The organism is Streptomyces sp. NPDC127097 (genome assembly GCF_042724075.1).
Taxonomy (GTDB): domain Bacteria; phylum Actinomycetota; class Actinomycetes; order Streptomycetales; family Streptomycetaceae; genus Streptomyces.
This window is the reverse complement of sequence record NZ_JBHXFI010000001.1, coordinates 204,740-229,648: the sequence shown is the minus strand read 5'-3', so window position 1 is coordinate 229,648 and position 24,909 is coordinate 204,740. Positions and strand designations below refer to the sequence as shown.

Annotated in this window: 22 protein-coding genes; 8 read left to right on the top strand and 14 right to left on the bottom strand. The window is 70.3% G+C overall.

Annotated elements, in window-relative coordinates:
• The first annotated feature begins 10 nt into the window (after positions 1-10).
• On the top strand, positions 11-457 hold the full coding sequence (locus tag ACFWJW_RS01050; RefSeq protein ID WP_387233006.1) for a GNAT family N-acetyltransferase: 447 nt from the start codon (positions 11-13) through the stop codon (positions 455-457).
• Positions 458-578: 121 nt separating this feature from the next.
• Here the strand turns inward: ACFWJW_RS01050 and ACFWJW_RS01045 are convergent, their stop codons facing one another.
• The 10 genes from ACFWJW_RS01045 to ACFWJW_RS01000 form a co-directional block, all read right to left on the bottom strand.
• The gene (locus ACFWJW_RS01045; protein ID WP_387233003.1) at positions 579-998 is read right to left on the bottom strand and encodes a cytidine deaminase; all 420 of its coding nucleotides are present in this window, start codon (positions 996-998) and stop codon (positions 579-581) included.
• Positions 995-2,275, bottom strand: coding sequence for an ABC transporter permease (locus tag ACFWJW_RS01040; RefSeq protein WP_387233000.1), 1,281 nt, complete (start codon positions 2,273-2,275; stop codon positions 995-997). The genes ACFWJW_RS01045 and ACFWJW_RS01040 overlap by 4 nt, the downstream gene beginning before the upstream one ends.
• On the bottom strand, positions 2,272-3,414 hold the full coding sequence (locus ACFWJW_RS01035; RefSeq protein ID WP_387233434.1) for an ABC transporter permease: 1,143 nt from the start codon (positions 3,412-3,414) through the stop codon (positions 2,272-2,274). The genes ACFWJW_RS01040 and ACFWJW_RS01035 overlap by 4 nt, the downstream gene beginning before the upstream one ends.
• Positions 3,415-3,437: 23 nt before the next feature.
• Complete coding sequence (locus tag ACFWJW_RS01030; protein WP_387232997.1) at positions 3,438-5,009, bottom strand: ABC transporter ATP-binding protein; 1,572 nt, start codon at positions 5,007-5,009, stop codon at positions 3,438-3,440.
• Between the two features lie 219 nt (positions 5,010-5,228).
• Positions 5,229-6,260: a BMP family protein gene (locus ACFWJW_RS01025; protein ID WP_387232994.1), complete on the bottom strand. Its 1,032-nt coding sequence runs from the start codon at positions 6,258-6,260 to the stop codon at positions 5,229-5,231.
• 252 nt (positions 6,261-6,512) lie between these two features.
• Positions 6,513-7,772, bottom strand: coding sequence for an amidohydrolase (locus tag ACFWJW_RS01020; protein ID WP_387233431.1), 1,260 nt, complete (start codon positions 7,770-7,772; stop codon positions 6,513-6,515).
• A gap of 150 nt (positions 7,773-7,922) precedes the next feature.
• Positions 7,923-9,131, bottom strand: a complete 1,209-nt coding sequence (locus tag ACFWJW_RS01015) for a hypothetical protein (RefSeq protein ID WP_387232991.1) — start codon at positions 9,129-9,131, stop codon at positions 7,923-7,925.
• 31 nt (positions 9,132-9,162) lie between these two features.
• On the bottom strand, positions 9,163-10,089 hold the full coding sequence (locus ACFWJW_RS01010; RefSeq protein ID WP_387232988.1) for an N-acetylneuraminate synthase family protein: 927 nt from the start codon (positions 10,087-10,089) through the stop codon (positions 9,163-9,165).
• Positions 10,090-10,142: 53 nt separating this feature from the next.
• Entirely contained in the window at positions 10,143-11,369 is a 1,227-nt protein-coding gene (locus tag ACFWJW_RS01005; protein ID WP_387232985.1) for a cytidylyltransferase domain-containing protein, read from the bottom strand.
• A 32-nt stretch (positions 11,370-11,401) separates the two neighbouring features.
• Positions 11,402-12,721, bottom strand: coding sequence for a DUF6716 putative glycosyltransferase (locus ACFWJW_RS01000; RefSeq protein ID WP_387232983.1), 1,320 nt, complete (start codon positions 12,719-12,721; stop codon positions 11,402-11,404).
• Positions 12,722-12,908: 187 nt separating this feature from the next.
• Here ACFWJW_RS01000 and ACFWJW_RS00995 point away from each other — a divergent pair, with 187 nt between their 5' ends.
• From ACFWJW_RS00995 to ACFWJW_RS00985, 3 genes are read left to right on the top strand one after another with little or no spacing between them, the layout of a single operon-like run.
• Positions 12,909-13,886 (top strand): glycosyltransferase family 2 protein, encoded by a 978-nt coding sequence (locus ACFWJW_RS00995; RefSeq protein ID WP_387232980.1) that lies wholly within the window; start codon positions 12,909-12,911, stop codon positions 13,884-13,886.
• Positions 13,886-15,241: an alpha-2,8-polysialyltransferase family protein gene (locus ACFWJW_RS00990; RefSeq protein WP_387232977.1), complete on the top strand. Its 1,356-nt coding sequence runs from the start codon at positions 13,886-13,888 to the stop codon at positions 15,239-15,241. The genes ACFWJW_RS00995 and ACFWJW_RS00990 overlap by 1 nt, the downstream gene beginning before the upstream one ends.
• Positions 15,238-16,395, top strand: coding sequence for an acyltransferase family protein (locus tag ACFWJW_RS00985; RefSeq protein WP_387232974.1), 1,158 nt, complete (start codon positions 15,238-15,240; stop codon positions 16,393-16,395). Before ACFWJW_RS00990 ends, ACFWJW_RS00985 begins: the two co-directional genes overlap by 4 nt.
• Before the next feature lie 12 nt (positions 16,396-16,407).
• Here ACFWJW_RS00985 and ACFWJW_RS00980 read toward each other — a convergent pair whose 3' ends face one another.
• Positions 16,408-17,082: a TetR/AcrR family transcriptional regulator C-terminal domain-containing protein gene (locus tag ACFWJW_RS00980; protein ID WP_387232971.1), complete on the bottom strand. Its 675-nt coding sequence runs from the start codon at positions 17,080-17,082 to the stop codon at positions 16,408-16,410.
• Between the two features lie 38 nt (positions 17,083-17,120).
• Here ACFWJW_RS00980 and ACFWJW_RS00975 point away from each other — a divergent pair, with 38 nt between their 5' ends.
• Positions 17,121-18,683 (top strand): FAD-dependent monooxygenase, encoded by a 1,563-nt coding sequence (locus ACFWJW_RS00975; protein ID WP_387232968.1) that lies wholly within the window; start codon positions 17,121-17,123, stop codon positions 18,681-18,683.
• Between the two features lie 149 nt (positions 18,684-18,832).
• Here the strand turns inward: ACFWJW_RS00975 and ACFWJW_RS00970 are convergent, their stop codons facing one another.
• Complete coding sequence (locus tag ACFWJW_RS00970) at positions 18,833-20,230, bottom strand: gluconate:H+ symporter (RefSeq protein WP_387232965.1); 1,398 nt, start codon at positions 20,228-20,230, stop codon at positions 18,833-18,835.
• 76 nt (positions 20,231-20,306) lie between these two features.
• Complete coding sequence (locus ACFWJW_RS00965; protein ID WP_387232962.1) at positions 20,307-20,825, bottom strand: gluconokinase; 519 nt, start codon at positions 20,823-20,825, stop codon at positions 20,307-20,309.
• Between the two features lie 131 nt (positions 20,826-20,956).
• On the opposite strand from ACFWJW_RS00965, the gene ACFWJW_RS00960 reads away from it, so the two are divergent.
• Positions 20,957-21,658, top strand: a complete 702-nt coding sequence (locus tag ACFWJW_RS00960; RefSeq protein ID WP_387232959.1) for a FadR/GntR family transcriptional regulator — start codon at positions 20,957-20,959, stop codon at positions 21,656-21,658.
• A gap of 94 nt (positions 21,659-21,752) precedes the next feature.
• On the opposite strand, the gene ACFWJW_RS00955 is transcribed toward ACFWJW_RS00960, so the two are convergent.
• A complete protein-coding gene (locus tag ACFWJW_RS00955; RefSeq protein WP_387232956.1) occupies positions 21,753-21,965 on the bottom strand; it encodes a hypothetical protein in 213 nt (70 codons plus the stop codon).
• Between the two features lie 444 nt (positions 21,966-22,409).
• Between ACFWJW_RS00955 and ACFWJW_RS00950 the strand changes: the two genes are divergently transcribed.
• A complete protein-coding gene (locus tag ACFWJW_RS00950; protein WP_387232953.1) occupies positions 22,410-22,865 on the top strand; it encodes a hypothetical protein in 456 nt (151 codons plus the stop codon).
• A gap of 110 nt (positions 22,866-22,975) precedes the next feature.
• A complete protein-coding gene (locus ACFWJW_RS00945; protein ID WP_387232950.1) occupies positions 22,976-24,883 on the top strand; it encodes a YncE family protein in 1,908 nt (635 codons plus the stop codon).
• Positions 24,884-24,909 lie beyond the last annotated feature (26 nt).

The window sequence follows — 24,909 nt, the reverse complement described above, 5'->3', positions numbered from 1 at the left end:
TTCTGCTGCGATGTCTGATCTTCGTATTCAGGAGCCGGAGGGCGATGCTGCCCTCAAAGACTGGCAGTACGTCCACAACACGATTATTCCTACCCACCTCCTTTCGCTGGAGGAGGTGCGGGAGCGGGCGCAGCGTCACCACTTGGAGGTCGCGTATGCCGGTGACGAACTCATTGGATGCAGCACGGTGCGCCCGCCTGCCGAGGGCACGCTGACGGTGACCGTGATCGCCCGCGTGCTGGAAGCTCATCGTGGTCAGGGGTTCGGGGAGGAGCTGTATGCGCGCGGGCTCAGCCGGGCGCGGGAGCTGGGTGCCGAAGTGATCGAGACCGTGGTGCTGTCCTCCAACGAGGACGGGCTGCGGTTCGCGCGGAAGCACGGGTTTGTCGAGACCGAGCGATATCTGCTGCCGGGGGACAGCATTCCGTGGGTCGACCTGCGCCTTGCCGGGTCCTGACGCCCCGGGTGGCGGGAGTGGGTGGCGGGGGGGGGAGCCGCTTGCTGAGCGCTCGCGGCTCCATGCCGTACCGCGCGGAGCCGTACGTACGGAGCCCCAAGTCGTCCCCCGCAGCGCCCCCTCAGCCCCTCAAATGCCCCGGCCCGAACGCGTCAGGAAGTAGCTCCGACAGTGGCCGGATGCCCGCCGCCGTGTCCACCAGGAGTTCCGGCCCGCCGTGTTCCCACAGGAGCTGGCGGCAGCGGCCGCACGGGACGAGGAGGTCGCCCGCGCCGTCCACACAGGTGAAGGCGGTCAGGCGGGGGGCGGGCCCGGTGCTGTCGGGGCGGCCCGCGAACAAGGCCGAGATCAGGCCGCATTCGGCGCAGAGGGCCAGGCCGTAGGAGGCGTTCTCGACGTTGCAGCCGGTGATGGTGCGGCCGTCGTCCACGAGGGCGGCGGCGCCTACGGGGTAGCCGGAATACGGGGCGTAGGCCCGGGACATCGCGTCCCGGGCCTGCGCGCGCAGTGCGGTCCAGTCGACCGGCACCGGTGGTGTCATGTTCCTTGACCTCGGCGGTAGGGCTTGCCGTTCGCCTTCGGCGGCCGGAGCCGCTGGGAGAAGAGGGCGAGTACCAGCAGGGTGGCGATGTACGGGCTCGCCTCGACCAGTTCGAGCGGAACGGTGTCGGCCAGGAAGTACCAGATGACCAGAACGGCGGCGGCTATGCCGGCCACCACGCCCTGGGTGCGCTTGGCGGCACGCAGCCGGAGCAGTGCCAGCACCGCGAGGAGCGCGGCCAGGCCCAGCAGCAGCGCGTGGACGGTCGGGCCGCCGCTGCGCAGCTGCATGGCGTCCATGAAGCCGAACAGGCCCGCGCCCATCGCGACGCCGCCCGGCCGCCAGTTGCCGAAGATCATCGTGGCGAGACCGATGTAGCCACGGCCGCCGGTCTGGCCGTCCTGGAAGAAGTGCACCCCGATGGAGAGGAAGGCACCGCCGAGGCCGGCCAGGGCGCCGGAGACCAGCACCGCCGCGTACTTGTACGAGTAGACGTTGACGCCCAGGGTCTCGGCCGAGATGGGGGCCTCGCCGCAGGAGCGGAGGCGGAGTCCGAACGAGGAGCGCCAGAGGACGTAGAAGGTGCCGATGAACAGGGCGACGGTGAGCAGGGTCAGCCAGGAGACGTTGGTGACCGCGGCGCCGAGGATGCCGGCGATGTCGGACACCAGGAACCAGTGGTGGCCCTCCAGGGTGTTCAGCGCGTCCGACAGGCCGGGGACGGTGAACGTCGGCATGTCGGGCATCGGCGGGGACTGCTTGTCGTTGCCGCCGGCCAGCATGGCCGCGCTGCCCTCCTGGCCGAACCAGATCGTGGCCAGGTACTGGGTGGCTCCGAGCGCCAGGATGTTGACCGCGACACCGGAGACGATGTGGTCGACGCCGAAGGTGACGGTGGCGATGGCGTGGATGAGGCCGCCGAGCGCGCCGCCGATGACGCCGGCCGCGGCCGCCGCCCAGGGGCCGTGCTGCCAGCCGACCCAGCCGGCCGCGAACGAGCCGAGCATCATCATGCCTTCGAGGCCGATGTTGACCACGCCGGCCCGCTCGGACCACAGGCCGCCGAGACCCGCCAGGCCGATCGGCACGGCGGCGCTCAGTGCGGCACCGAACTGGCCGGTGGAGGTGAGGTCCGCGGTGCCGGTGATGGCCCGGAGGACGGAGACGGCGACCAGCCCGACGGCGATGATCAGCAGGATCCAGGGGTAGGTCAGCTTGCGCCGGCCGCCCTTCCCGGGGACCGCGAGCTTCGTCGCGGTCTTGAGGTCCGTACTCACGCCGACACCTCCGGATTGCCGCTCTTGTCAGACTTGTCGGCGTTGTTCGTGCGGGACAGGGCGGCCAGCTCCTCGCCGACCTTGCGCTGCTGAAGGCTCAGCCCGTAGCGGCGGACGATCTCGTAGGCGATGACGACGCAGAGGACGATGACGCCCTGCATGACGCCGACGATCTCCTGGGCGTAGCCCTCGAACTCCAGCCGGGAGCCGGTGCGGTCGAGGAACGCCCACAGCAGGGCACCGAAGGCCATGCCGATGGGGTGGTTGCGGCCGAGCAGCGCGATGGCGATACCGGTGAAGCCGATACCGGCAGGGAAGTCCGTGCCGTACTGGAAGGACTCGCCGAGCAGGGTGGGCATACCGACCAGACCGGCCGCGGCGCCCGACAGCAGCATGCTGCACAGGACCATGCGCTTGACGCTGACCCCGCTGGCCTCGGCGGCCGGCTCGGAGGCGCCGACGGCGCGCAGGTCGAAGCCGAAGCGGGTGCGGTTGATCCCGAACCAGTAGAGCGCCCCGGCCAGGATCGCGATCACCACGAAGCCGTAGACCGGCTTGGGGTGGGTCGGGAAGGAGAAGAAGTGGCTGGATTCCGGCAGGAACTTGGTGTGCAGGAGGTTGCCGTCCTTGATGGCGAGGCGGCCGTCCTGGAGGAAGTAGCCGATGATCGAGGCGGCGATGGCGTTCAGCATGATCGTGGTGATCACCTCGCTGACGCCGCGGGTGGTCTTCAGCAGACCCGCGATGCCCGACCAGATGGCGCCCACCAGCATCGCGATGACGATGAGCAGGATGATCTGGATCGCGCCGGGGAGGGCGATGGCGCCGCCCACGGCCGCGGCGGCGAAGGCCGCGAGGCGGTACTGGCCGTCGACGCCGATGTTGAAGAGGTTCATGCGGAAGCCGATGGCGACCGCCAGCGCCGAAAGGTAGTACGGCACCGCCTTGTTGATGATCCAGACCTGGCTGTCGCTGTAGTGACCGTAATCGGCCATGATCGCGTAGGCGCGGAACGGGTTCTCTCCCGACGCCAGGAAGACCAGCGACGAGATCACTATCGCGGCGACGATGGCCAGGACGGGCGCGGCGATCGCCAGGATCACCTTGTCGCGGGTGGCGCTCTTGGCGATGGCGTCCACGGTGGGGTTCTTGGTGGAGGTGCTCACTGCTCGTCGCCCTCCTGGTCACCGGCGTCCTGCGACGCACCGTCTTCCGGCGTGGCGTCTTCGGGCGTGCCGTCTTCCGGCGTGCCGTCTTCCGACGCGCTGAGGTGGCCTCTGGCGGCACCGGTCATGGCGGAGCCCAACTCCTCCGGGGTGATGACGGCGGGGTCCGCGTCCGCGACCAGCCGGCCCCGGTACATCACCCGCAGGGTGTCGGACAGCCCGATCAGCTCGTCCAGGTCGGCAGAGATCAGCAGCACCGCCAGGCCCTCGCGGCGCGCCTCGCGGATCTGTTCCCAGATCTGCGCCTGCGCGCCGACATCGACCCCACGGGTGGGGTGGGCGGCGATCAGCAGCTTGGGGTGGTGGCTCATCTCGCGGCCGACGATCAGCTTCTGCTGGTTGCCGCCGGAGAGCGAGGACGCGGTGACCTCGATGCCGGGGGTGCGCACGTCGTACTGCTCGACGATGCGCTCGGTGTCCTTACGGGCGCCGGGGATGTCGAGGAGCTTGCCCTTGCTGTTGGGGCGCTCGGTGACATGGCCCAGGATGCGGTTCTCCCACAGCGGGGCTTCCAGCAGCAGGCCGTGGCGGTGGCGGTCCTCGGGGATGTAGCCGATGCCGCCCTCGCGCCGGGCGCGGGTGGAGGCGCCGGACAGGTCCGTGCCGTCCAGGGTGATCGTGCCGTGGTCGGGGCGGCGGGTGCCCATGACGGCCTCGACGAGCTCGGCCTGGCCGTTGCCCTCGACACCGGCGACGCCCAGCACCTCGCCCTTGTGGATGGTGAAGGAGATGCCGTCCAGAACGGTCCGGACCACGCCGTCGGAGTCGGTCGCGGAGAGGTGGACGTCCCTGACGCGGAGCATCTCCTCGTCCGTGACGGTCGATTCGCGGGTCTCGGGGGACGGCAGTTCGCTGCCGACCATCAGCTCGGCCAGCTGCTTGGGGGTGGTCCCGGACGGTTCGACCGAGGCCACGGTGGTGCCGCGCCGTATGACGGTGATGTCGTCGGCGACCGAGAGCACCTCGCCCAGCTTGTGCGAGATGAAGATGACGGTCAGGCCCTCGGACTTGAGCTCCCGCAGGTTGTCGAAGAGCGCGTCGACCTCCTGCGGGACCAGGACGGCGGTCGGCTCGTCGAGGATGAGGGTGCGGGCGCCGCGGTAGAGGACCTTGAGGATCTCCACCCGCTGGCGGTCGGCGACACCGAGGTCCTCGACCAGCACGTCGGGCCGGATGTTCAGCCCGTACGCGTCCGAGAGTTCCTTTATCTTCGCGCGGGCGCCGGCACCGATGCCGTGCAGCTTCTCCGCGCCGAGAACGGTGTTCTCCAGGACGGTCAGGTTGTCGGCGAGCATGAAGTGCTGGTGCACCATGCCGATGCCGCGCGCGATGGCGTCGCCCGGGGTGTGCAGGGTGACCTGCTCGCCGCCCAGCGCGATGGTGCCCTCGTCCGGCTTCTGCATGCCGTAGAGGATCTTCATCAGGGTGGACTTGCCGGCACCGTTCTCGCCGCACAGGGCGTGGACGGTGCCGCGGCGCACGGTGAGATGGATGTCGTGGTTGGCCACGACGCCGGGGAACCTTTTGGTGATTCCGCGGAGTTCTACAGCGGGGGCGTCCGGGACGGCGGGGCCGCTGCTCGTGGATGCTGCGTTGATGGCGCACTCCCCTCAGGGATGAAGGAGCGGAAAGGACGGAAAGTCAGGGACCGGAAGGTCACAAGGGGGGACGTGGGGCTCGCCCCCGGGTCCGGCGCTGCGGCGCCCCGGGGCGGCGGTGGTCCCGGGCTACGGCGTCTCCTTGACCTTCACCTTGCCCTCGATGATCTTCTTCCGGGCCGCATCGATCTGCGGCTGGATGTCCTTGATGAACCCGCCCGAGGTGGCGAGCGACACCCCGCTGTGCTTGAGGTCGTAGGAGTGGATGCCGGTCAGCGGCTTCCCGTCCTCGGCGCTCTTGATCAGGTCGAACACCGCCACATCGACGTTCTTCACGACCGAGGTGAGGATCCGGTTCTTGTAGCGGGCCAGACCCGGCTGCTGGTACTGGTCCGAGTCCACGCCGATCGCCCAGGCGCCCTTGACCCTGCTGATCGCCTCGATGGTCCCGGCGCCCGACTGCCCGGCCGCCGTGTAGATCACGTCGATACCGCTGTCGAGCATGCCGCCGGCCTTGGCCTTGGCGGCCGCCGGGTCGTTGAACCCCTTGTCGTTGTTGGGGTACAGGTACTGCGAGGTGACCTTGGTCTTGGGGTCGGTGTCGCGGACCCCCTGCTCGAAGCCGGCCTGGAACTTCTGGATCAGCGCGTTGTTCACCCCGCCGATGAAGCCCACCTTATGGTTCTTGCTCTTCAGCGCGGCAGCGACCCCGGCCAGATACGAGCCCTCGTGCTCGGCGAAGACCATCGCATCGACGTTCTTGCCCTCCGGCACGGCATCCACCACACCGAAAGTGGTGGCGGGGAAGTCCTTGGCCACGTTCTGCACGGCCTGGCTGTAGGCGAAGCCGACGCCGATGACCGGGTTGTAGCCGGCCTCGGCGAAGGAGGTGAGCCGCTGCTCGCGGTCCGCCTCGGTCTCGCCGTTCTTGGCGGTGAGCATCTTGACGTTGACGCCCAGCTTCTTGGTCGCGTTGTCCGCACCGCGGGCGGCCGCTTCGTTGAACGAGTGGTCGTCCCGGCCGCCGATGTCGAAGGCCAGCCCGACCCCCGCGTGTTTGGCGCGATTGGCCTCGGCAAAGCTCTGACCGCACGCGGTGGCGGTGAGCGCGAGGCCCGCGGTGGCGGTGGCCGCGGCGGCAATCCTGATGACCCGACGCACGGGGCCTTCCCTTCGCTCTAAGCGCCCCCTTTGGCGCTGGCTTGTCGGGAGATTAACGCGCGTAGACCTGGCGCAAAACCCTCCACTGCGTGGACGTTATCGATTCGAGGCGAAGGTGACCTGAAGGAAACACGGGAGGGCAGGCCGCGCGGCCCGTCCCGGCAAGCTGCCGGAACGGGCCGTTATGGAGTCATTACGGGCGATGTCCCGCTATAGGGGACGGGCCGCCCGTCCCCCGTCCTCAGTCCGTCCTCAGTCCGCGAGATCCCCGTCGAGGAGGGCCGCGCCCGTGAAGAGCTCGACGCCGACCTTGATCGCCTGCTCGTCCACGTCGAAGTCGCCGCGGTGCAGGTCCCGGTGCGTGGGGTCGGCGGGCGGGTGGACGCCGAGGCGGGCCATGGCGCCGGGGACGTGTTCGAGGTACCAGGAGAAGTCCTCGCCGCCGAGGGACTGCTCGGTGTCCTCGATGGCGCCCTCGCCACGGCGGGCGGCCATCGCGGAGTGCAGCAGCTGGACGGTGACCGGCTCGTTGACCACCGGCGGCACCCCGCGGACGTAGGTGATCTGGGACTTCGCGCCGTGCAGCGCGGCGACCTCGTCGATCGCCGCATGGACCAGGTCCGGGGCCTGCCGCCAGGCGTCGAGATCAAGACAGCGCACGGTGCCGGAGAGTTCGGCGTGCTGCGGGATGACGTTGCAGGCGTGCCCGGACGCCAGCCGGCCCCAGGTGACGGCGAGACCGGCGCGGGCGTCGACCCGGCGGGCCAGCAGCGCGGGTACGTCCAGGGCGACCCGGGAGGCGGCGGTGACCATGTCGGTGGTCAGGTGCGGGCGGGCGGTGTGGCCACCGGGGCCGTCCAGCTCGACCTCCAGCCGGTCACAGGCCGAGGTGATCGCTCCCGTGCGGAGCCCGATCCGGCCGGCGTCGACGCGTGGGTCGCAGTGGACGGCGAGGATCCGGCCGACGCCCTCCAGGGCGCCGGACTCGATCGCGTCGGAGGCGCCGCCGGGCAGGATCTCCTCGGCGGGCTGGAAGAGCAGCCGGACGGGGCGCGGCAGGGCGCCGGTGCGGGCCAGCTCGGCCAGCACCAGACCGGCGCCGAGGACGACGGCGGTGTGCACGTCATGGCCGCAGGCGTGGGCGCGGCCGGTGACCGTGGAGGCGTAGTCGACGGTCTTGGTGTCCGGGATGGGCAGCGCGTCGATGTCCGCGCGCAGCGCCAGCAGGGGTCGGTCGGGGGCGGCCGCGACGGCCCGCCCGTCGGCCGTGGCGTCCCGGGTGCCGATGTCACAGATCAGGCCGGTGCCGGTGGCCAGTACCCGGGGCCGCAGGCCGGCCCGCTCCAGCCGTTCCTTGAGCGCCGCGGTGGTCCGGAACTCCTGGTTGCCCAGTTCCGGGTGGCGGTGCAAGTCGCGCCGGAAGGCGCTGAGTTCGGCGCGCAGCGCCTCGGGAAGGGCGCCGGGGAGCTGATCCCCGGCGGGGGTACGGGCGGCGCTGACCTCTCGGGACATCACGTGGTTCACCTGTGGAAGGTTACGGGCCCGAAGGGGGCAACTGTCCTTCGATCAACAAAAGTTCAGTCCGTTAGGGGAAGAAAATCAGGCCGCTCGGCGCATGGACGGTTTATGCGACGGGTATGCAGTAAGGCTTCCCGCGCTCCGTCATCCCGCGGCCATCGGCTGGGTGAACGGCAGTCGCTGCACGTCGCGGGCGGTGCCGGTGACCCCGTCGAGGAAACCCTGGGCCCGTGGCGAGGCGTTGGCCGTCAGCCACTCCGGATCGATGTCACAGACCGCGACCTTGACCTCCGTCCCCCGCAGCGCCAGCGGCAGGGTGTGCACCACGGTGGAGGGGAAGCTGACGATCAGCCGTCCGATGGGCCCGCGCCGGGCGATCAGTTCGAGCGGCAGATCGGGCCGGACGATCTCCAGCCCGGTCTCGGCCACCAGCCGGCGCAGCTTCTCGGTGCTCTCCTTGCGGTGCGCGAAGTAGCGGGTGGCGCCGTGCGCACGGGCCAGGCTGCCGACCGCCGCCAGATAGCGCTCGGTGTCCACGACCCCGGTCTCCACCAGCGAGGTGCCGACGATGTCGGCGGCGCGGGTGAGCCGGGGCGGGCCGAAGCGGCCCCGGGTCCAGGCGAACTCGTTGGTGGTGACCTCGACGCCCGGGGGCGCCTCGACCGGCATCGAGCTGAACAGGCCGACGGTGCGCCGCCCGCCCTCGGGAGCCGGGGTGAGCCGGCGCCGGGCGGTGGCCGAGAACGGGGCGAAGATCAGGTCCCGGGCGCCGCGGCCGCTGCCGTTGCGGTGCCAGCGCACCAGCTGTTCCCCGCAGGCGAGTTGGGAGATGAACTCCATGGTGGCGGTGCCGTCGTCGACCACGACCAGATCGCGCGCCCGGGCGAGCGAGAGCAGCAGCTGGACGTAGCGGGAGAACGGGTCGCCGATGACGACGCGGCGGGCGCGGCGCAGCAGCGGGGTGAGGCCGCCGATGGTGCGCACTGGCGCGGTCGGACCGCCGCGGGCCTCCTCCCAGCGCACCGTATGGCCTTCGTCGCGGGCGAGTTCGGCCATCCGCCGCAGCTGGCCGCGGGTCATGGGGTCGTGCGGGGAGAGCACGACGACGGTGAGCCCGGTGGCCTGTGCCGTGTGCGCCCATTCCAGGACGTTCAGCAGCTGCACCGGGCTCTCGACGAACGCGAGGGTTCCGGTGTCCCGGGAGGCCGCGCGCGGCTCACCGGAGCGTGCGGTCCGGTGACGCTGCCGCGGCACCCCCCGGAGACGACGGGCGGGAGTATCCGTCGTCTCCGGGGGCGGAACCTCGGCGCCGGGCGTGCCGGGCCCGGCGCGGGTCCCTTCGGGTGAGGTCACCTTGGCTCCCGTCGGTTCGTCGGCCGGGCGGTCAGACGGCGGCCGGCTCGGCGGCCTCGGCCTCGGCCACCACGCCGGTGACGCGGCGCAGCTTCTTCATCGGGCCGAGCTCGCTCTCGTAGACCTTCTTGACGCCGTCACCGAGGGACTCCTCGATGGTGCGGATGTCGCGGACCAGGCGGGACAGGCCGCCGGGCTCGACGGAGGCGGCCTGGTCGGAGCCCCACATGGCGCGGTCGAGGGTGATGTGGCGCTCGACGAAGGTGGCGCCGAGGGCGACCGCGGCGAGGGTGGTCTGGAGACCGGTCTCGTGGCCGCTGTAGCCGATCGGGACGTTCGGGTACTCCTCCTGAAGCGTGTTGATCATGCGGAGGTTGAGCTCCTCGGCCTTGGCCGGGTAGGTGCTCGTGGCGTGGCAGAGCAGGATGTTCTCGCTGCCCAGGACCTCGACGGCGTGCCGGATCTGCTTGGGGGTGGACATGCCGGTCGAGAGGATGACGGTGCGGCCGGTGGCACGCATGGCGCGCAGCAGCTCGTCGTCGGTGAGCGAGGCGGAGGCGACCTTGTAGCAGGGCACGTCGAACTTCTCCAGGAAGGCGACGGACTCGACGTCCCACGGGGAGGCGAACCAGGCGATGCCGCGCTTCTTGCAGTACTCGTCGATGGCGCGGTAGCCGTCCTCGTCGAACTCCACGCGGTGGCGGTAGTCGATGTAGGTCATCCGGCCCCAGGGGGTGTCGCGCTCGATCTCCCACTGGTCACGCGGGGTGCAGACCTCGGGGGTCCGCTTCTGGAACTTCACCGCGTCGCAGCCGGCGTCGGCGGCGGCGTCGATCAGCGCGAACGCGTTCTCCAGGTCGCCGTTGTGGTTGATGCCGATCTCACCGGTGACGTAGACGGGGCGGCCGGGGCCGGCCTCGCGGTTGCCGAGGGTGCGGAGGCGGGAGTTGCTGCTCATGGGGAGGTTCCTTCGCTTTGATACGGGGTGTGTGGGGGTGGGGTCTGGGTGGGTTACAGGGACGGGCCCAGGAGCCAGGCGGCGATCTCGCGGATCGCGCCGCTGCCTCCGGGCGTCGCGGTGACGGCGCGGGCCGCGCCGCGCACCACGTCGTGCGCCCCGGCGACCGCCACGGGCCAGCCGACGAGGTCGAAGCACGGGAGGTCGTTGACGTCGTTGCCGACGTAGAGCACGCGCTCGGGCGCGATGCCCGCTTCCTCGCACCACTGCTTGAGGGCGAGGTCCTTGCGGTCGATGCCGTGCAGCACGGGGACCTGGAGCTTGCGGGCCCGTGCGGCGACGACCGGGTTGGTCTCGGTGGACAGGATCAGCAGCTTCAGCTCCGCCTTGCGCAGCGCGGCGACGCCGAGTCCGTCGCCGCGGTGGACCGCGACGATCTCCCGTCCGTCGGCGTCGATCAGCACCCGGTCGTCCGTCTGGGTGCCATCGAAGTCGAGGACGACGGCGTCGATGTCGTCACGGGTCGGCAGGGCGCCGGGTCGCGGGGCGTCCAGCAGCGGTGCCAGGGCGCGGGCGCGGGCCAGGTCGTGCGGGTCGTCGATCTCCAGCACCCGGGCCGGGTCGGTGCGCACGAGTTCGGTGCGGCCGAAGAACCGGTGGCCGGCGGCGCGGAAGCCGGCCGCGTCCATGCCGTAGGCGGCGCCGGTCTCCAGCAGGTCCTGGGGGCGGTCCTGGCGGCGCGGCCGGAAGGACTTGTCGTGGTTGACGCCGTGGCCGCCGGTGGGCGCGGCGGCCGCCCCGGTGACCTCGGTCTCCGCGTCCCGCCAGACGAAGCCGTGGAACGGTGCCACGGTCAGCGCGCTGTCGGCGCCGCCCTCGACGACCGCGGCGGCCACCCCGTCGATGTCCTCGCGGACGATGAAGGGGCTGGTGCACTGGACCAGCAGCACCGCGTCGACCGAGGCGCCCTGCTCGGCCTCGTAGGCGTCCATGGCGTGCAGGACGGCGGCCTCGCTGGTGGCGGTGTCGCCCGCGATGTCGCCGGGGCGGCGTACGACGACCGCTCCGGCGCCGCGGGCCGCGGCCGCGATCCCGGCGTCGTCGGTGGACACCACGACGTCGGTGACCAGGCGGGCGGCGCGGCATTCCCGGACCGCGCGGGCCACCAGGGGCACTCCCCCGACGGCGGCGAGGTTCTTGGCGGGCACGCCCTTGGATCCGCCGCGGGCGGGTATGACGGCCACCACGGTCGGGGGGCTGCTCGGGGGGTTCGGCGGCATATCGGGCTCCTTCCGGGAGCTGACCGGGGTGGTCACAGCTGTCCCCAGCGACGGATGGCGGGGGCGACGCGCTGGACGCCGTGGCGGTAGGCGCCGCGGGCGGCCTCGCGGACCGTCTCGCGGGCGACCCGGCGCAGTCCGCCGGTCTCCTCGGGGGCGTCCGCGTGGCCGGCGATCGGCTCGCCGTGCGGGTCCAGGCCGTGCCGGGCGAGGATGCCGGGGAGGTAGCCGGGGGCGGTGCGGGCCGTGTAGTAGGGGGTGACCGGCGGCAGCCGGTCGGCGGTGCGCAGCGCGCTGACCCGGGCGCGGGCCACGTCGAATGCCTGCTCGTAGTCGCCGTCCGCGGCCACGCCCTGGCGGGCCAGCCACTGCGGGTCCGGCTCGGGGCGGTGTCCGGCGTCCAGCTCGTCCCAGGAGGCCAGGCAGCCGGAGCCGAGGAAGTGGTGGTTGCCGAGGACCTCGCGGACGCCGAGGTCGGTGAGGACGGCGGTGGGGATGCCGCGGTGCAGCGACTCCAGGGCGGCGGTCGAGCTGACCGTCACCAGCAGGTCGGTGCGGTCCAGGACCTCGCCCATGTTGCCGTACACCAGGCGGCAGTTGGCGGGGAGTCCGCCGGGGGCCTTGGCGGCGAGCTTCTGGTAGGGCAGTTCCTCGATGTGGGTGGTGTGCTCGCCCGGCTTGCTGCGGAGCTTGATCAGCACCTCCCGGTCCGGGTGCCGGCGGGCGTGCTCGACCGCTCTGCGCAGCAGGTAGGTGCGGTCGGCGCGGCTCTCCGGGACGGACGGCTGGGCGGCGAACACCACGGTGTAGGGGGTGTGCGCGCCGGTGTAGCGCGCGCCGCCGAGGAACGGCAGGGCGCATTCGACGACACCGCTGTCGTCGGCGCCGACCCCGCGGTACACCTCGCGGAACCGGTCCGCGTCGTGCCGGGAGTTGGCGAGGACGACATCCGCGCCGTGCCGCAGCAGCAGCCCATCGGCGAGCTTCTCGTAGACGACACCGACATAGCCGGTGACGACGACGGGGCGGGTGTCCGCGCCTCGCCAGGCGTGGGCGAGGCCGTGCAGCATCGCCTGCACCGCTCCGCCGACACAGGCCAGCACGACGACGTCATAGCGCGTACGGTCGATGGACCGGACGAAATCCACGCCCCTGATTTCGCGCAGCGAGTCCGCACGGGCGCCGACCTCGTCGAGCTGGCGGACCGTGGGAGTGGCGCGGCCGCGGAGAAGGTAGCCGTCGAGCCGGATGTCCGATTGGATTCGGTACGCTGTCAAAGCGCCCCATTTCCACCGGGTATCCGAGTCGGCGAGTACGGCGACCCGCGGCGAAGAGTTGGTACGTGATGGCACGTCCAAGACGCTAGGAAGGCATTCCGTTGGACGGGCCAACTGGGCCGCAACAAAGGGTTAACAGCGGGTCGACGAATGGCGAACCGGCCCGATAGTCGGCCTGGTTAACCATCCCGCCATTCTTCGTTCACCTTGAGGTCCGCACCCGGTAAAGACGAATGCCGCCGCCGCACCTAACGTCACCCGGGTGGTTAAGCTCTCCGTCATCGTGCCGTTCTACAACGTGCAGACATACGCGCCCGACACCCTGAAAAGCCTGGCGGCCAATGCCCGCGAGGACTTTGAATTCCTGCTCGTCGACGACTGTTCCCGCGACGAGACCCCGGAGATTCTCGCGCGCGCCGAGCGCGAGCTGCCGGGTGCCAGACTGCTGCGGCACGAACAGAACGGCGGCCTGGCCACCGCCCGGAACACCGGCCTGGACGAGGCCCGCGGCGAATACCTTGTCTTCCTGGACGGCGACGACTGGCTCGCCCCTGGCTATTACCACCAACTCCTCTCCACCATCGAGGAGTTGGGATGTGACTTCGTCCGTACCGACCATGTCCAGTGCACCGCCCGCGCGCGCACCGTCCACCGGGTGCCGCACGGCCGGCGCGGGGTGGTGATGGACCCGCGCGAGGTGATCCTGCCCGCCGACCGCTCCACCTCCGTCGACTACGCGTACGCCTGGGCCGGGATGTACCACCGGCGGCTGCTGGACGACGGGGTACTGCATTTCAAGGACGGACTGCGCACCGCGGAGGACCGCCCGTGGATCTGGCGGCTGCACCGCGAGGCGAAGTCCATGGCGGTGGTCGGACTGCTCGGGGTTTTCTACCGGCGCGGTGTGGCCTCTTCCCTGACCCAGATCGGTGACGTGCGGCAATTGGACTTTATTCGCGCCTTCGATCAGGTGATCGAAGAAACGGCACAGGACCGCGATGCCGCGCTTCTGCTGCCGAAAGCGGTGCGCACGTATTGCGCGATCATTTCCCACCACCTCGGTTCGATCGAACGGTTCGAACCGCAGGTCGCCCGTAAATTGCGCACGATGAGCGCCGCGGCCATGAAACGCATGCCGCAGGACGTACTGAAGGAAGCCCTGGATTCGATGGATGTGCAGCGCGCGTCCCGGCTGCGGCGGCTGCGCCGTCGCCCCGTCCCGGCGGAGGTCGCCGCCTGATGTCCACCCGACCGCGTACCCAGATCTTCATGGCGTCCACGCTCTACGGCGCGGCGACCCTCGCCGCCGCACTGGACGCCGACTGCTTCGCCCCGGCCGAACGCCGGCTGCTGCTGCTCAGCAACAACGCGACGACCCCGGAGACCACCGCGTCACTGGACACCATGCCCGGCTTCGAGCGGCTGCGCGGCCGCTTCGACCGGGTGCTGTCGTGGAACGAGACGATCAGCCCGTTCCACCCGGGCGGCTGGTCACCGCGCTCGGACGACGTGCCGCTGTGGGAGCGGCATCTGCGGCTGCTGTGGGGCCTGGGCGACGACCGCGTCGAGCTGGTCGTGGAGTCCATCCAGGTCAACCCGGCGCTGGCGCTCGCCCAGCTGTTCCCCGACGCGCCGATCGATGTCTACGCCGACGGCCTGATGAGCTACGGCCCGACCCGTAACAAGCTCGATCCGCTGATCGGCACCCGGATCAGCCGGCTGCTGCACCTGGACCTGGTGCCGGGCCTGACGCCGCTGCTGCTCACCGAGTTCGAGGTCGCGCCGCAGACCGTGCCGACCGACGCCTTCACCAAGGTGCTGGCCGAACTCTCCGACGCCAGTGGCGAGGTGGCCGTCCCGGAGGGCGGCGCGCTGCTGCTCGGCCAGTACCTCTCCGCGCTGGGCATCCTCACGCCCGAGGAGGAAGAGGAGCTGCATGTGCGGATGGTGCGCGGCGCGGCCGAGCGCGGCCACCGCGAGATCGTCTTCAAGCCGCATCCGTCCGCGCCGGCCCGCTGGTCGCGGCTGCTGGAGCGGGAGGCCGAGAAGCTGGACATCGCGCTGACCGTGCTGGACAGCCCGGTGCTGGCCGAGGTGCTCTACCAGCGGATGCGGCCCGCGCTGGTCGTCGGCTGCTTCTCCACCGCGCTGCTGACGGCCGCCACCTTCTACGGGCTGCCGACCGCGCGCACCGGTACCGGGCTGCTGCTGGAGCGGCTGGCGCCGTACCAGAACAGCAACCGGATGCCGGTCACGATCGTGGACGCGCTGGTGCCGGACCTGGGCGACCGCAGCGAGCGCCCGCGGGCGCATGTCACCGCCGAGAGCATCGAGGGCCTGGTCACCGCGGTCGGCTATGCGATGCAGCACCAGATCTATCCGCAGCTGCGGCCGTCCGCCGAGCGCTACCTCGCGGCCCATCTCGACCCGTACACCCGGCGCTACTTCAAGCGCCGCCGGCTGACCGCGCTGGCGCTGCCCGGGGCGATCCCGTCGCAGCTGTCGTTCATTCCGCGCAATGCCACCGTCCGCCGGGTCGCCCGCCGGGCGCGCGCGGTGCAGCGGCGGCTGAAGAAGCGGGCCGCGTTCGGATGACCGCCGCCCCCCAGCTGACGGCGGGTGTGCCGAGCGCCGCGCCGGATCTCGTCACGCCCGCACCGCAGCCCGCTATACGGGGGCGCAGCCGCACCGGACCTTCGCGGCTGCGCGCCCTCGACGGGCTGCGGCTGCTCGCCGCCCTGATGGTCGCCGGGTACCACCTCGGGGGCCGGGGCGGCGAGATAGCGCACGCCTGGGGCGGTTCGCCCGCCCACCAATTCCCCACCGCCGCCCCGCTGTTCGCCTATGGCTGTCTGGGCGTCCAGATCTTCTTCGTGATCAGCGGCTTCGTGATCTGCCTCAGCGGCTGGGGGCGCACCCTGCGGGCCTTCATCGCCTCCCGGGTCTCCCGGCTCTATCCCGCCTACTGGGCCGCGATCCTGCTGATCACCGCGGTCTTCGCGCTGCCCTGGGTCGCCTACAAGGCGCTGCCGCCCAGTGAGGTGCTGACCAATCTGACCATGCTTCAGCAGCCGCTGGGCGTGGACCGGGTGCTGGGCGTGTGCTGGACCCTCTGGGCGGAGATGCGCTTCTACGCGCTCTTCGCGCTCTGCGTCGTCCTGCCCGGCGCCACCCGCGGCCGGGTGGTGCTCTTCTGCGCGGGCTGGACGCTGGCCGCCGCGCTCGCCCAGGCCGCTCACGAACCCTTCCTCGACACCGTCCTGATGCCCGAGTACGCCCCGTTCTTCATCGGCGGCATCGGTCTCTTCCTGCTGCACCGCTACGGCGCCCGCGATCCGATCGCCTGGGCGATAGTGCTGGTCAGCTGGCTGATCGGCCAGCACTACGCGGTCGCCGGGCTGTGGCACGCGCCGTCGGCCACCGCGTTCTCCTACCGCTCGACGGCGGTCATCATCGCGATCGTCACCCTCGGCTTCGCCCTGGTCGCCGCCGTCGCCCTGGGCAAGCTGCACTGGGCGAACTGGCGCTGGCTGACCGTCGCGGGCGCGCTGACCTACCCCTTCTACCTCGTGCACGAGCATCTGGGCTGGGTCGTGGTGCGGGCACTGCACCACGGCGCCGGGCTGCCCTCCTACGCGACGCTGCTGCTGACCGTGGGGCTGATGCTGCTGCTCGCCTGGCTGCTGCACCGCTTCATAGAGCGCCCGCTGACGCCGCTGCTGAAGCGGTCGATCGACCCGCGCCGCTGACCGCCCCCCGGTTCAACTCCGCTGTTCCGGGGCGGCCGTCGCCTCGATCCCGGCGATGACGATGCGCAGTCCGGCCTCGAAGTTGCGCTCGATGTCGCCGAACATCTCCTCGCCGGCGGCCGCCGCCAGCGGAAAGCCCGCGCCGAGCTGCTGCGCGCGCAGTTCCAGGTCATAGGCCGGATCGCGGTGCTGCGGCGCACCGGGGTCCGGGTGGACCGACTGTTCCTCGATCACCAGGCCCATGGTGAAGCCGTAGACCGTCCACCATGCCTGCACCGCCTGTCTCAGCGTGAAGCCGGCGCCGGTGAGCAGGGTGAGGAGACTTTCCAGCGGCCCGGAGTAGCTCGCGTCGGTCATCCGGGTGCCGCTGAAGACCTTGCCGCCGTCGCGGTAGCCGAGGAGTTCGCGGCGCAGGCCCCGGCAGGCGTCGCGGAGGATCTCCTGCCAGGTCAGGCCGGCGTCGGTCGCCTTGCCCTCCCCCATCAGCGACTCGGCCATCCGCCGGAACATCTCGGTGGCCATCTCGTCCAGCAGCTCCTGCTTGTTCTTGAAGTGCCAGTAGAGCGCGGGGGCCTGGACGTTCAGCTCCTTGGCGATGCGCCGCAGGGTGAGCCCGTCGAGGCCCACCTCGTTCAGCAGCCGCAGAGCGGTGTCGACAACCTGTCGCCGGTCGATGCGCGAAACCATGTTGACAACTTAACACCGTTAAAGCCATCCTCGGAGGCATGGAACTTAACAACGTTAAGGAGCCGGCCGGTGTTACGGGCGACCTCCCCACGACCGTCGACGTACTGATCGCCGGGGCCGGCCCGACCGGACTCGCCCTCGCCGTCGACCTCGCCCGGCGCGGACTGCGCGCCCTGCTCGTCGAGCGGCAGGACCACCTCTCGCCCGGCGCCCGCGGCACCGGTGTGCAGCCGCGCACCCAGGAGGTCTTCGACGACCTCGGGGTGCTGGACGCGGTCCGCGCGGTCGGCGGGCTCTACCCGGAGCTGGGCTTCTGGGAGAACGGCCGGATCGCCAGGACGGCCGAGATGATCGAGCGGGTCGACCCGACACCCGCCATGCCGTACTCGAACGCGCTGATGGTGCCGCAGTTCCGCAACCAGGAGGTGCTGCACGCCCGGCTGCGGGAGCTCGGCGGCACGGTGCTCTTCGGCACCGAACTCACCGCATTCGCCCAGGACTCCGACGGGGTGACGGTCCAACTGCGCGGCGCCGACGGGGTGGCGCGCAGCGTGCGCGCCGCCTATCTGGTCGCCGCCGACGGCGGGCGCAGCACGGTACGCCGGGCGCTGGGCATCGGGATGAGCGGCCCGTCACTGCCGGAGGGTGCCGCGGTGCTCGCCGATGTCCGGGTGGACGGCCTGGACCGGGACCACTGGCACCGCTGGGTCCTGCCGGACCACGGGTTCATCTCCCTCCTCCCGCTCGCCGGCACCGACTACTTCCAGACCATGATCATCACCAACTCCACGGACACCTCCCCCGAGGCGGTCCGTGCCGAACTCGCGGCGCACACCCACCTCGACGCCGGGCAGATCCGCGAGGTGCTGTGGTCCTCCCTCTTCCGCCCCAAGGCGGGACTGGCCGACGCCTTCCGCGCCGACCGGGTCTTCCTGGCCGGCGATGCCGCGCACATCCACTCCCCGGCGGGCGGCCAGGGCCTGAACACCAGCGTCCAGGACGCCTACAACCTCGGCTGGAAGCTCGGCCAGGTGCTGCGGTACGGCGCCCCCGAGAGCCTGCTCGACAGCTACGAGACCGAACGCCGGCCGATCGCCGAGGGCATCCTCGACACCAGCACCCGGCTGCACCGCTCCGGCTCGCTGCGCCGCGGCCGCGATCTGCACCAGCTCGGCATCGGCTACCCCGACGGCCCGCTGACCCGGGAGCTGCGCACGGACGTCCCCGAGGGCGTGCCCCGCGCGGGCGACCGCGCCCCCGACGCCCCGTGCACCACCGCCGACGGCACCCCCACCCGGCTCTTCGACGCCTTCCGGGGCCCACACTTCACCCTGCTCACCCTCGGCGCGACCGACCTCGACGCCGGTGCGCTGCCGGCCGATCCGGCGCTGCTGCGCGTGGTCCGTGTCGGCGGCCCGGACCCCGATCTGCTCGACACCGACGGCCATGTCCGCGACGCCTACGGCAGCGCTCCGGCCGTCCTCCTCATCCGCCCCGACGGCTATCTCGCCCTCGCCGCACCGGCCGAGGACGCCACGGCCCGGGTGGCCGACGCCCTGACGCAGTTCCTCGGCACCGCCGTACCGCAGCCGGCCGGCTGACCGCATACGCACGAGGCCGTACCAGCGGATCTCCGCTCGTACGGCCTCGTGCCGGGGACAGGCGCCCGAGGGGGGGCGGGGCGCCCGGGGCGGCGGTCCGCCCGGAAAGAACAGTGGTCCGACGGACCGGGTCCCTGAAGGGTTCCGCCCTAAAGAACCAGCGACAGCAGCAGGACACACACGATCCCGACCACCGAGATCAGCGTCTCCATCACCGACCAGGTCTTCAGCGTCTGGCCGACGTCCATCCCGAAGTACTCCTTGACCAGCCAGAATCCGGCGTCGTTGACATGGCTGAAGAACAGCGATCCGGAGCCGATGGCCAGCACCAGCAGCGCGGCGTGCGGGGTGCTCAGCTCCGCGGCGAGCGGGGCGACCAGTCCGGCGGCGGAGATGGTGGCGACGGTGGCGGAGCCGGTCGCGAGCCGGATGGTGACCGCGATCAGCCAGGCCAGCAGCAGCGTGGAGAGGTGCCAGCCCTTGGAGATATCCATGATCATCTGGCCGACGCCGGCATCCACCAGCGTCTGCTTGAAACCGCCGCCCGCACCGACGATCAGCAGCACCCCGGCGATCGGGGCGAGCGACTTCTCGACGGTGGCGGCGATCCGGCCCCGGGTGAATCCGGCCGCCCGGCCGAGCGTGAACATCGCGACGATGACGGCGGTGAGCAGGGCGATCAGCGGCGAGCCGATCACGTCGAAGACCTTCTGGACCTGGTGCCCGGGGTTGTCGACGACGATGTCCACCAGCGCCTTGACCAGCATCATCACCACCGGCAGCAGCACGGTCGCCACGGTGATCCCGAAGCCGGGCCGCTTCTCCAGGTCGTCGGAGGCGCGCTCGGGCACCAGGTTCTGCGGCGGCTGGATGTCGACCCAGCGGGCCGCGTAACGGGAGAAGACCGGGCCGGCGATGATCGCGGTCGGGACGGCGACGACCACGCCGAGCGCGAGCGTCACGCCGAGGTTCGCGCCGACCGCGTCGATCGCCACGAGCGGCCCGGGGTGCGGGGGTATCAGCCCGTGCATGACGGACAGTCCGGCCAGCGCCGGGATGCCGATCCGCATCAGGGAGAAGTTGCCGCGCTTGGCGACCAGCAGCACGACCGGGATCAGCAGCACGATGCCGACCTCGAAGAAGATCGGCAGCCCGACGATCCCGGCGATCAGCACCATCGCCCAAGGCATCGCCTTCCCGCTCGCCTTCGCCAGGATCGTGTCGACGATCTGGTCCGCACCGCCGGAGTCGGCGAGCAGCCGCCCGAGGACCGCACCGAGCGCGATCAGTACGCCGGTGCCCGCGACCGTCGTACCCAGGCCCGCCGAGAAGCTGGTGACGGTCTTGTCGAGCGGTGCGCCGGCCACCGCGCCGAGCACCAGCGAGCCGATGATCAGCGACAGAAAGGCATGCAGCTTGAACTTGGTGATGAGCAGGACGATGACGGCGATGCCGGCCAGGACGGCGATGCCCAGCTGTGCGTGACCGGCCGTGGTGATCGGCTCGGCCGCGTCCGCTGCGAGCATCTCGACGCTGAGATGTGTCACGGCGATTCCCTTGGTTGGACGGAGGGGGAAAGGGGTGCTGCGTTACCTGTGGGGGGAGTTGGGGTGAGGGGGCGTCCTAGTCGTCCGCCGCGTCCCTCGTGTGCAGTGCGGCCACCGCCCGCCCGGCGATCTCCTCCGGGGAGCCGGACACATCGACGCGCACGCCGGCCTCGTCGGGCCCGAGCGGTTCGAGCGTGGCGAACTGGGAGTCCAGCAGCGCGGCCGGCATGAAGTGGCCCGTGCGCTCGGCCATCCGCTCCTCGATCAGCGCGCGCTCGCCGGTGAGGTGCAGAAAGACGAGGCCGGGGGCGGCGGCCCGCAGCCGGTCGCGGTAGGCGCGCTTGAGCGCGGAGCTGCTGACCACCCCGCCGCGCCCGGCCCGCTCGCGTGCCCAGGCTCCGATGGCGTCCAGCCAGGGGCCCCGGTCGGCATCGTCCAGCGGGCGGCCGGCCGACATCTTGGCGATGTTGGCCGGCGGGTGGAAGTCGTCACCCTCGGCGTACGGGACGCCCAGCGCGTCGGCGACCAGCGGGCCGATCGTGGTCTTGCCGGTGCCGGCCACGCCCATCACGACGATCACGTCGGGGGTGCTCATCCCGTGGTACCTCGCTGTCTTCCTCGACCTTGTGCGGCCCCCACTGAAACCCATTAGGTACGACGTATTCAAGAGCCCGTGATGCAAACGTCATACTTAATTCGCCGAGCCTGGGAACGTAGGCTTGCCCCATGGAAAACGAGGGGAAGGGACTGCACGCCCGCGTGCTGGAGTCCCTCGGTCCCGCGATCACCGCGGGGGACTACCCTCCGGGCACGATCCTGCGCACGGACGAGCTGGAGCAGCGCTTCGACGTCTCACGCACGGTCATCCGCGAGGCGATCCGGGTACTGGAATCCATGCAGCTGGTCGCCTCCCGGCGCCGGGTGGGGGTGACCGTCCGCCCCACCGAGGAGTGGAACGTCTACGACCCGCGGGTGATCGGCTGGCGGCTGGCCGGCCGGGACCGCCCCCGGCAGCTGCGCTCGCTGACCGTGCTGCGCTCGGCGATCGAACCGGTCGCCGCGGGCCTGGCCGCCCAGCACGCCACCCCCGAACAGTGCGCCCGGCTCACCGAAGAGGCGATGGGCATGGTCGCCACCTCACGCGGCCAGCAGCTGGACGCCTACCTCGTCCACGACATGGCCTTCCACCGCGTCGTCCTGACCGCTTCCGGCAATGAGATGTTCGCCCGGCTCGGCGATGTGGTCGCCGCCGTCCTGACCGGCCGCACCCAGCACCAGGTGATGTTCACCGACCCCGACCCGGCCGCGGTCACCCTCCATGTGCAGGTCGCGGAGGCCGTACGGACCGGCGACGCGGCACGGGCGGAGTCCCTGACCCGCGAGATCACCGCCGGCGCGATGGCCGAACTGGACGTGCTGGCACCGTAGTCAGGAGCAGGGCAGGCGGCGGCACACTCGCGGCATACCGGCCGCGCACCGACACCGCCACCGTCATCCGCAGTACGCCCGGCAGCGCCCCGGCTCAGAACAGCGGCTGCTGCCCCGGGAACGGCGGCTCCTCCGGGTCGAACAGCTTCTCCGCGGGCGCCATCATCGGCGCCATCCTCCGCGACCCCGGGCAGGAGATCAGCTCCAGCACCGTCCGCCGGCCGGGCGGGTCATGGCGGGCGAAGCGGCCGCCGACGACGGCGATCTCTCGGGTGCAGATGGGGCACGCGCGGCGGGGTGACGACATTGCACCAGTCTGACGCAGCCGACCCCGGACCTCACACGCTGCCGGCCCCTGGGGTTTGAGCGACCGCGCTCCGGGGCGCCCGCTCGTCGCCGGGCAACTCGGCCCTCCTGGTGCACGATTGCCGCACCGCGTGCCGACCACCCGGACCGGTTCGGGAGCGCTATGGGACCACCGTATTGGCCAGGACTCAACCCATTCTTCAGTTCGACGCCGCCCTGAATCGGCCCCGTCCAGCTGGTCGTTGCAGGTCATAGGCGGGCCATTTCAGAGCCTCGTTCCATCGGAAATCAACCGGGGATCAATTCCAGCCCTCATGACGGTCCATATAACAGCGCCACAGCCGGCCCGCAGCGAGATGACAGGAAAGAAACCGCAAGGCCGGGCTGGATAGACCGATCATCAGGGGGGTAGGGCTGACAACCATCCAGATCCGGAGGGAAGTTCATGACTTTCAAGAACATCTTCGACAGCGGCGGAAGTGAAGCCAAGTCCGCCGAAGAGTCCGCCCAAAAGGTCGAGGAAAGAATTCCTGGCGCCTGGCCCGAGCGGGAAGGGGTCGACCCGGAGCTCTACGACGGCATTCCGGAAACCGCGCGCGATCCGAAGATCATTCGCGAGACGTCGCCCGAGGCGCTCAGCATCATGAACAACTTCCTCACCCCGCTCTTCAAGAACACCCGGACAGCAGCCGCCACGCAGCGGGAAGCCAGCGAAAACCCCGAATCGACATCCGGCATGGCGTCCTCGGCCAAGGATGAGGCATTCAAGAAGGTGGAGGTGGAGATCAAGGACGAAGACCAGCCAAAGGTCAGCGACGAAAAGCTGGCGGAATCGAGGAAGGACAACTACACGTCGGTCAAAAATGTCCAGAGGGCTGCCGATGGGTCGGTCAGGTGGTGAGGGCGGCCTGACGACTTCCCATTCGGTCACGCCGACGCCGGGCCGGAAAACAGCTCACACATCCTCACTGACGCACCGTTGAGATCTGCTACGCAAGGAGGCCGAAAGGCATGGGCGGCGCCACCAAGAACAACGTGAGTACAGCTCATCTCGGCGAACGGTTTATGCGCCACCCACTGACCGGGCGCAACCTCAAGGAGCTCAACATTGCCGACAAGGCCGCTGCCATCCTGGAACGGGACAAGGACAAACTGAAGAGGAAGGCCGAGCAGAAATCACCGGACGGCACGGACCGGTATGTCTCCCCCACCGGGTTTTCGTTGAACAAGGGGCGATTCGGCGACTTTCCCGAGAATGAGGATGCGGCACACCCGCGCGGGTGGCGCGCCTACATGACGGTGGGTGTACCGCTTGTCGAAGAGCGCGGCGACATTGCGCAGCCCCCTCCTGACGTGATCTCCAAGCAAACGTTCATCAATCGAACCGACCCCACCCCCACCACCTGGTCACACACCGTCGAGTTCTCGATTTCGAACACCATCAGCTGGTCGCTCCAGGGACAGATGCAGCTTACTTTCGGGGCAAAAACCACCGCATCACTTCAGCAGCAATTGCAGAAGAGCATGGCGATGAACCAGTCCGAGAAGATCACCCTGAAGAACAGCAAGGACAATCAGGGTGCCGACGCGGAGTCTCAGTCACAAGCGACAAGTACGACAACGGCCACGAGTACCGCCACGGGAACCGGGGAATTATCGGCACAGCTGATGCTGGGGATCACGGCCTCGGTCAGTGGTTCGCTGACCACTTCGTTCAAAACATCGTCCACGCTGAGCGGGACGGTTGGCAGCCGGGTAGATGTCCTGGCCACGCAGCGCCGTCAGGTGCGGAGGTTCGACTACGAATTTCCGGTCTCCTTCGGCGGGTGGGTCGCCTTGCATTACCCCGAGCCGGTGGAGGTCAAGGAGACCCGGCCGGACGGCCCGCAAGCCAAGGAACCGAAGTACTCCAAGGTGCTTGCCTGGAAACTCGGCGAGACCGGTACGGCCACGGAGACCTTCGACTTGACCGATGACGGCAAGCCGTTCCTGCAAAAAGGGGAGGCCGAGGTCGTTTCCACCCTCGCCGGGGTGCACGAGGTCTTCGAGCTGGAAAAGCTCAACTTCGATATGAAGGATCACCCTCTTCACAAGGACGGCAGCGATGAGCGGACGAGCCCGAAAGTGGCTCCCGTCGAGCTCGCCACCGGGTTGGGGACGGCCGATGGCCTCGCGCTGGACCTGGTGCACCACAAGGCGTACGTCACCGAGCGCTACAACGGCGGGACGCTGTACACGGTGGATCTCGCCGGCGGCGACACGGACCGGGTCGTGGAGAAGCTGGGCCAAGTCAACGATGTGGCGCTGGACTTGCCGGGCAACAAGGCTTATGTCGCCGACTACATCGGCAGGCGCCTGTGCACGGTGAACCTGTCCGACCGCGCCACCTCCCCGGTCACGGTCGCCGAGGGCATGAACGCGTACGGCGTCGCGCTGGACCTGCCGGGCAAGAGGGCCTATGTCACCGACGTCGAAAGCGGGAAGCTGATCGAGTTCGACCTGAACAGCCGGCCGGCGGAGAAGCGGCGCACCTGGGACGTGCCGAGGGCCGCCGGAGTAGCGCTGAACGGGGGCAAGGCGTACATCGGCCAGTACGACCGCGGCGGGCTGTACGAGGTCGACCTGACGGCGGACGGCGGCCCCCCGCAGGTCGTGGCCACCCATCTCGGGCACAGTGTCCGCGTGGCGCTGGATGGTGCGGGCCACGCATACGTCGCCGACCCGAGCGGCGGCACGCTGCATGAGGTCGTCGTGGCCGACGGCGCGGCCAAGGGCCGTCAGCGCGTGGTGGCCGACGGTCTCGGTGCGGTCTGCGGCGTCGGGCTGGACCGCGACAACGGCTGGATCTACGTCAGCAACCGGCAGGGCAAGCTGTTGCGGCTCTCCGGCGTGCTGCCCGATGCCTCGGCCACGTCGTAGCGCAGGGCCGCACCACCCACACGCTG

Coding starts and splice junctions, on each gene's coding strand:
- ACFWJW_RS00955 (WP_387232956.1), bottom strand. CDS start 21,965: ATGTCGTCACCCCGCCGCGCGTGCCCCATCTGCACCCGAGAGATCGCC.
- ACFWJW_RS00965 (WP_387232962.1), bottom strand. CDS start 20,825: ATGAGCACCCCCGACGTGATCGTCGTGATGGGCGTGGCCGGCACCGGC.
- ACFWJW_RS00985 (WP_387232974.1), top strand. CDS start 15,238: ATGACCGCCGCCCCCCAGCTGACGGCGGGTGTGCCGAGCGCCGCGCCG.
- ACFWJW_RS01050 (WP_387233006.1), top strand. CDS start 11: ATGTCTGATCTTCGTATTCAGGAGCCGGAGGGCGATGCTGCCCTCAAA.
- ACFWJW_RS00960 (WP_387232959.1), top strand. CDS start 20,957: ATGGAAAACGAGGGGAAGGGACTGCACGCCCGCGTGCTGGAGTCCCTC.
- ACFWJW_RS01010 (WP_387232988.1), bottom strand. CDS start 10,089: ATGAGCAGCAACTCCCGCCTCCGCACCCTCGGCAACCGCGAGGCCGGC.
- ACFWJW_RS00980 (WP_387232971.1), bottom strand. CDS start 17,082: ATGGTTTCGCGCATCGACCGGCGACAGGTTGTCGACACCGCTCTGCGG.
- ACFWJW_RS01045 (WP_387233003.1), bottom strand. CDS start 998: ATGACACCACCGGTGCCGGTCGACTGGACCGCACTGCGCGCGCAGGCC.
- ACFWJW_RS00945 (WP_387232950.1), top strand. CDS start 22,976: ATGGGCGGCGCCACCAAGAACAACGTGAGTACAGCTCATCTCGGCGAA.
- ACFWJW_RS00990 (WP_387232977.1), top strand. CDS start 13,886: ATGTCCACCCGACCGCGTACCCAGATCTTCATGGCGTCCACGCTCTAC.
- ACFWJW_RS01005 (WP_387232985.1), bottom strand. CDS start 11,369: ATGCCGCCGAACCCCCCGAGCAGCCCCCCGACCGTGGTGGCCGTCATA.
- ACFWJW_RS00950 (WP_387232953.1), top strand. CDS start 22,410: ATGACTTTCAAGAACATCTTCGACAGCGGCGGAAGTGAAGCCAAGTCC.
- ACFWJW_RS01020 (WP_387233431.1), bottom strand. CDS start 7,772: ATGTCCCGAGAGGTCAGCGCCGCCCGTACCCCCGCCGGGGATCAGCTC.
- ACFWJW_RS00975 (WP_387232968.1), top strand. CDS start 17,121: ATGGAACTTAACAACGTTAAGGAGCCGGCCGGTGTTACGGGCGACCTC.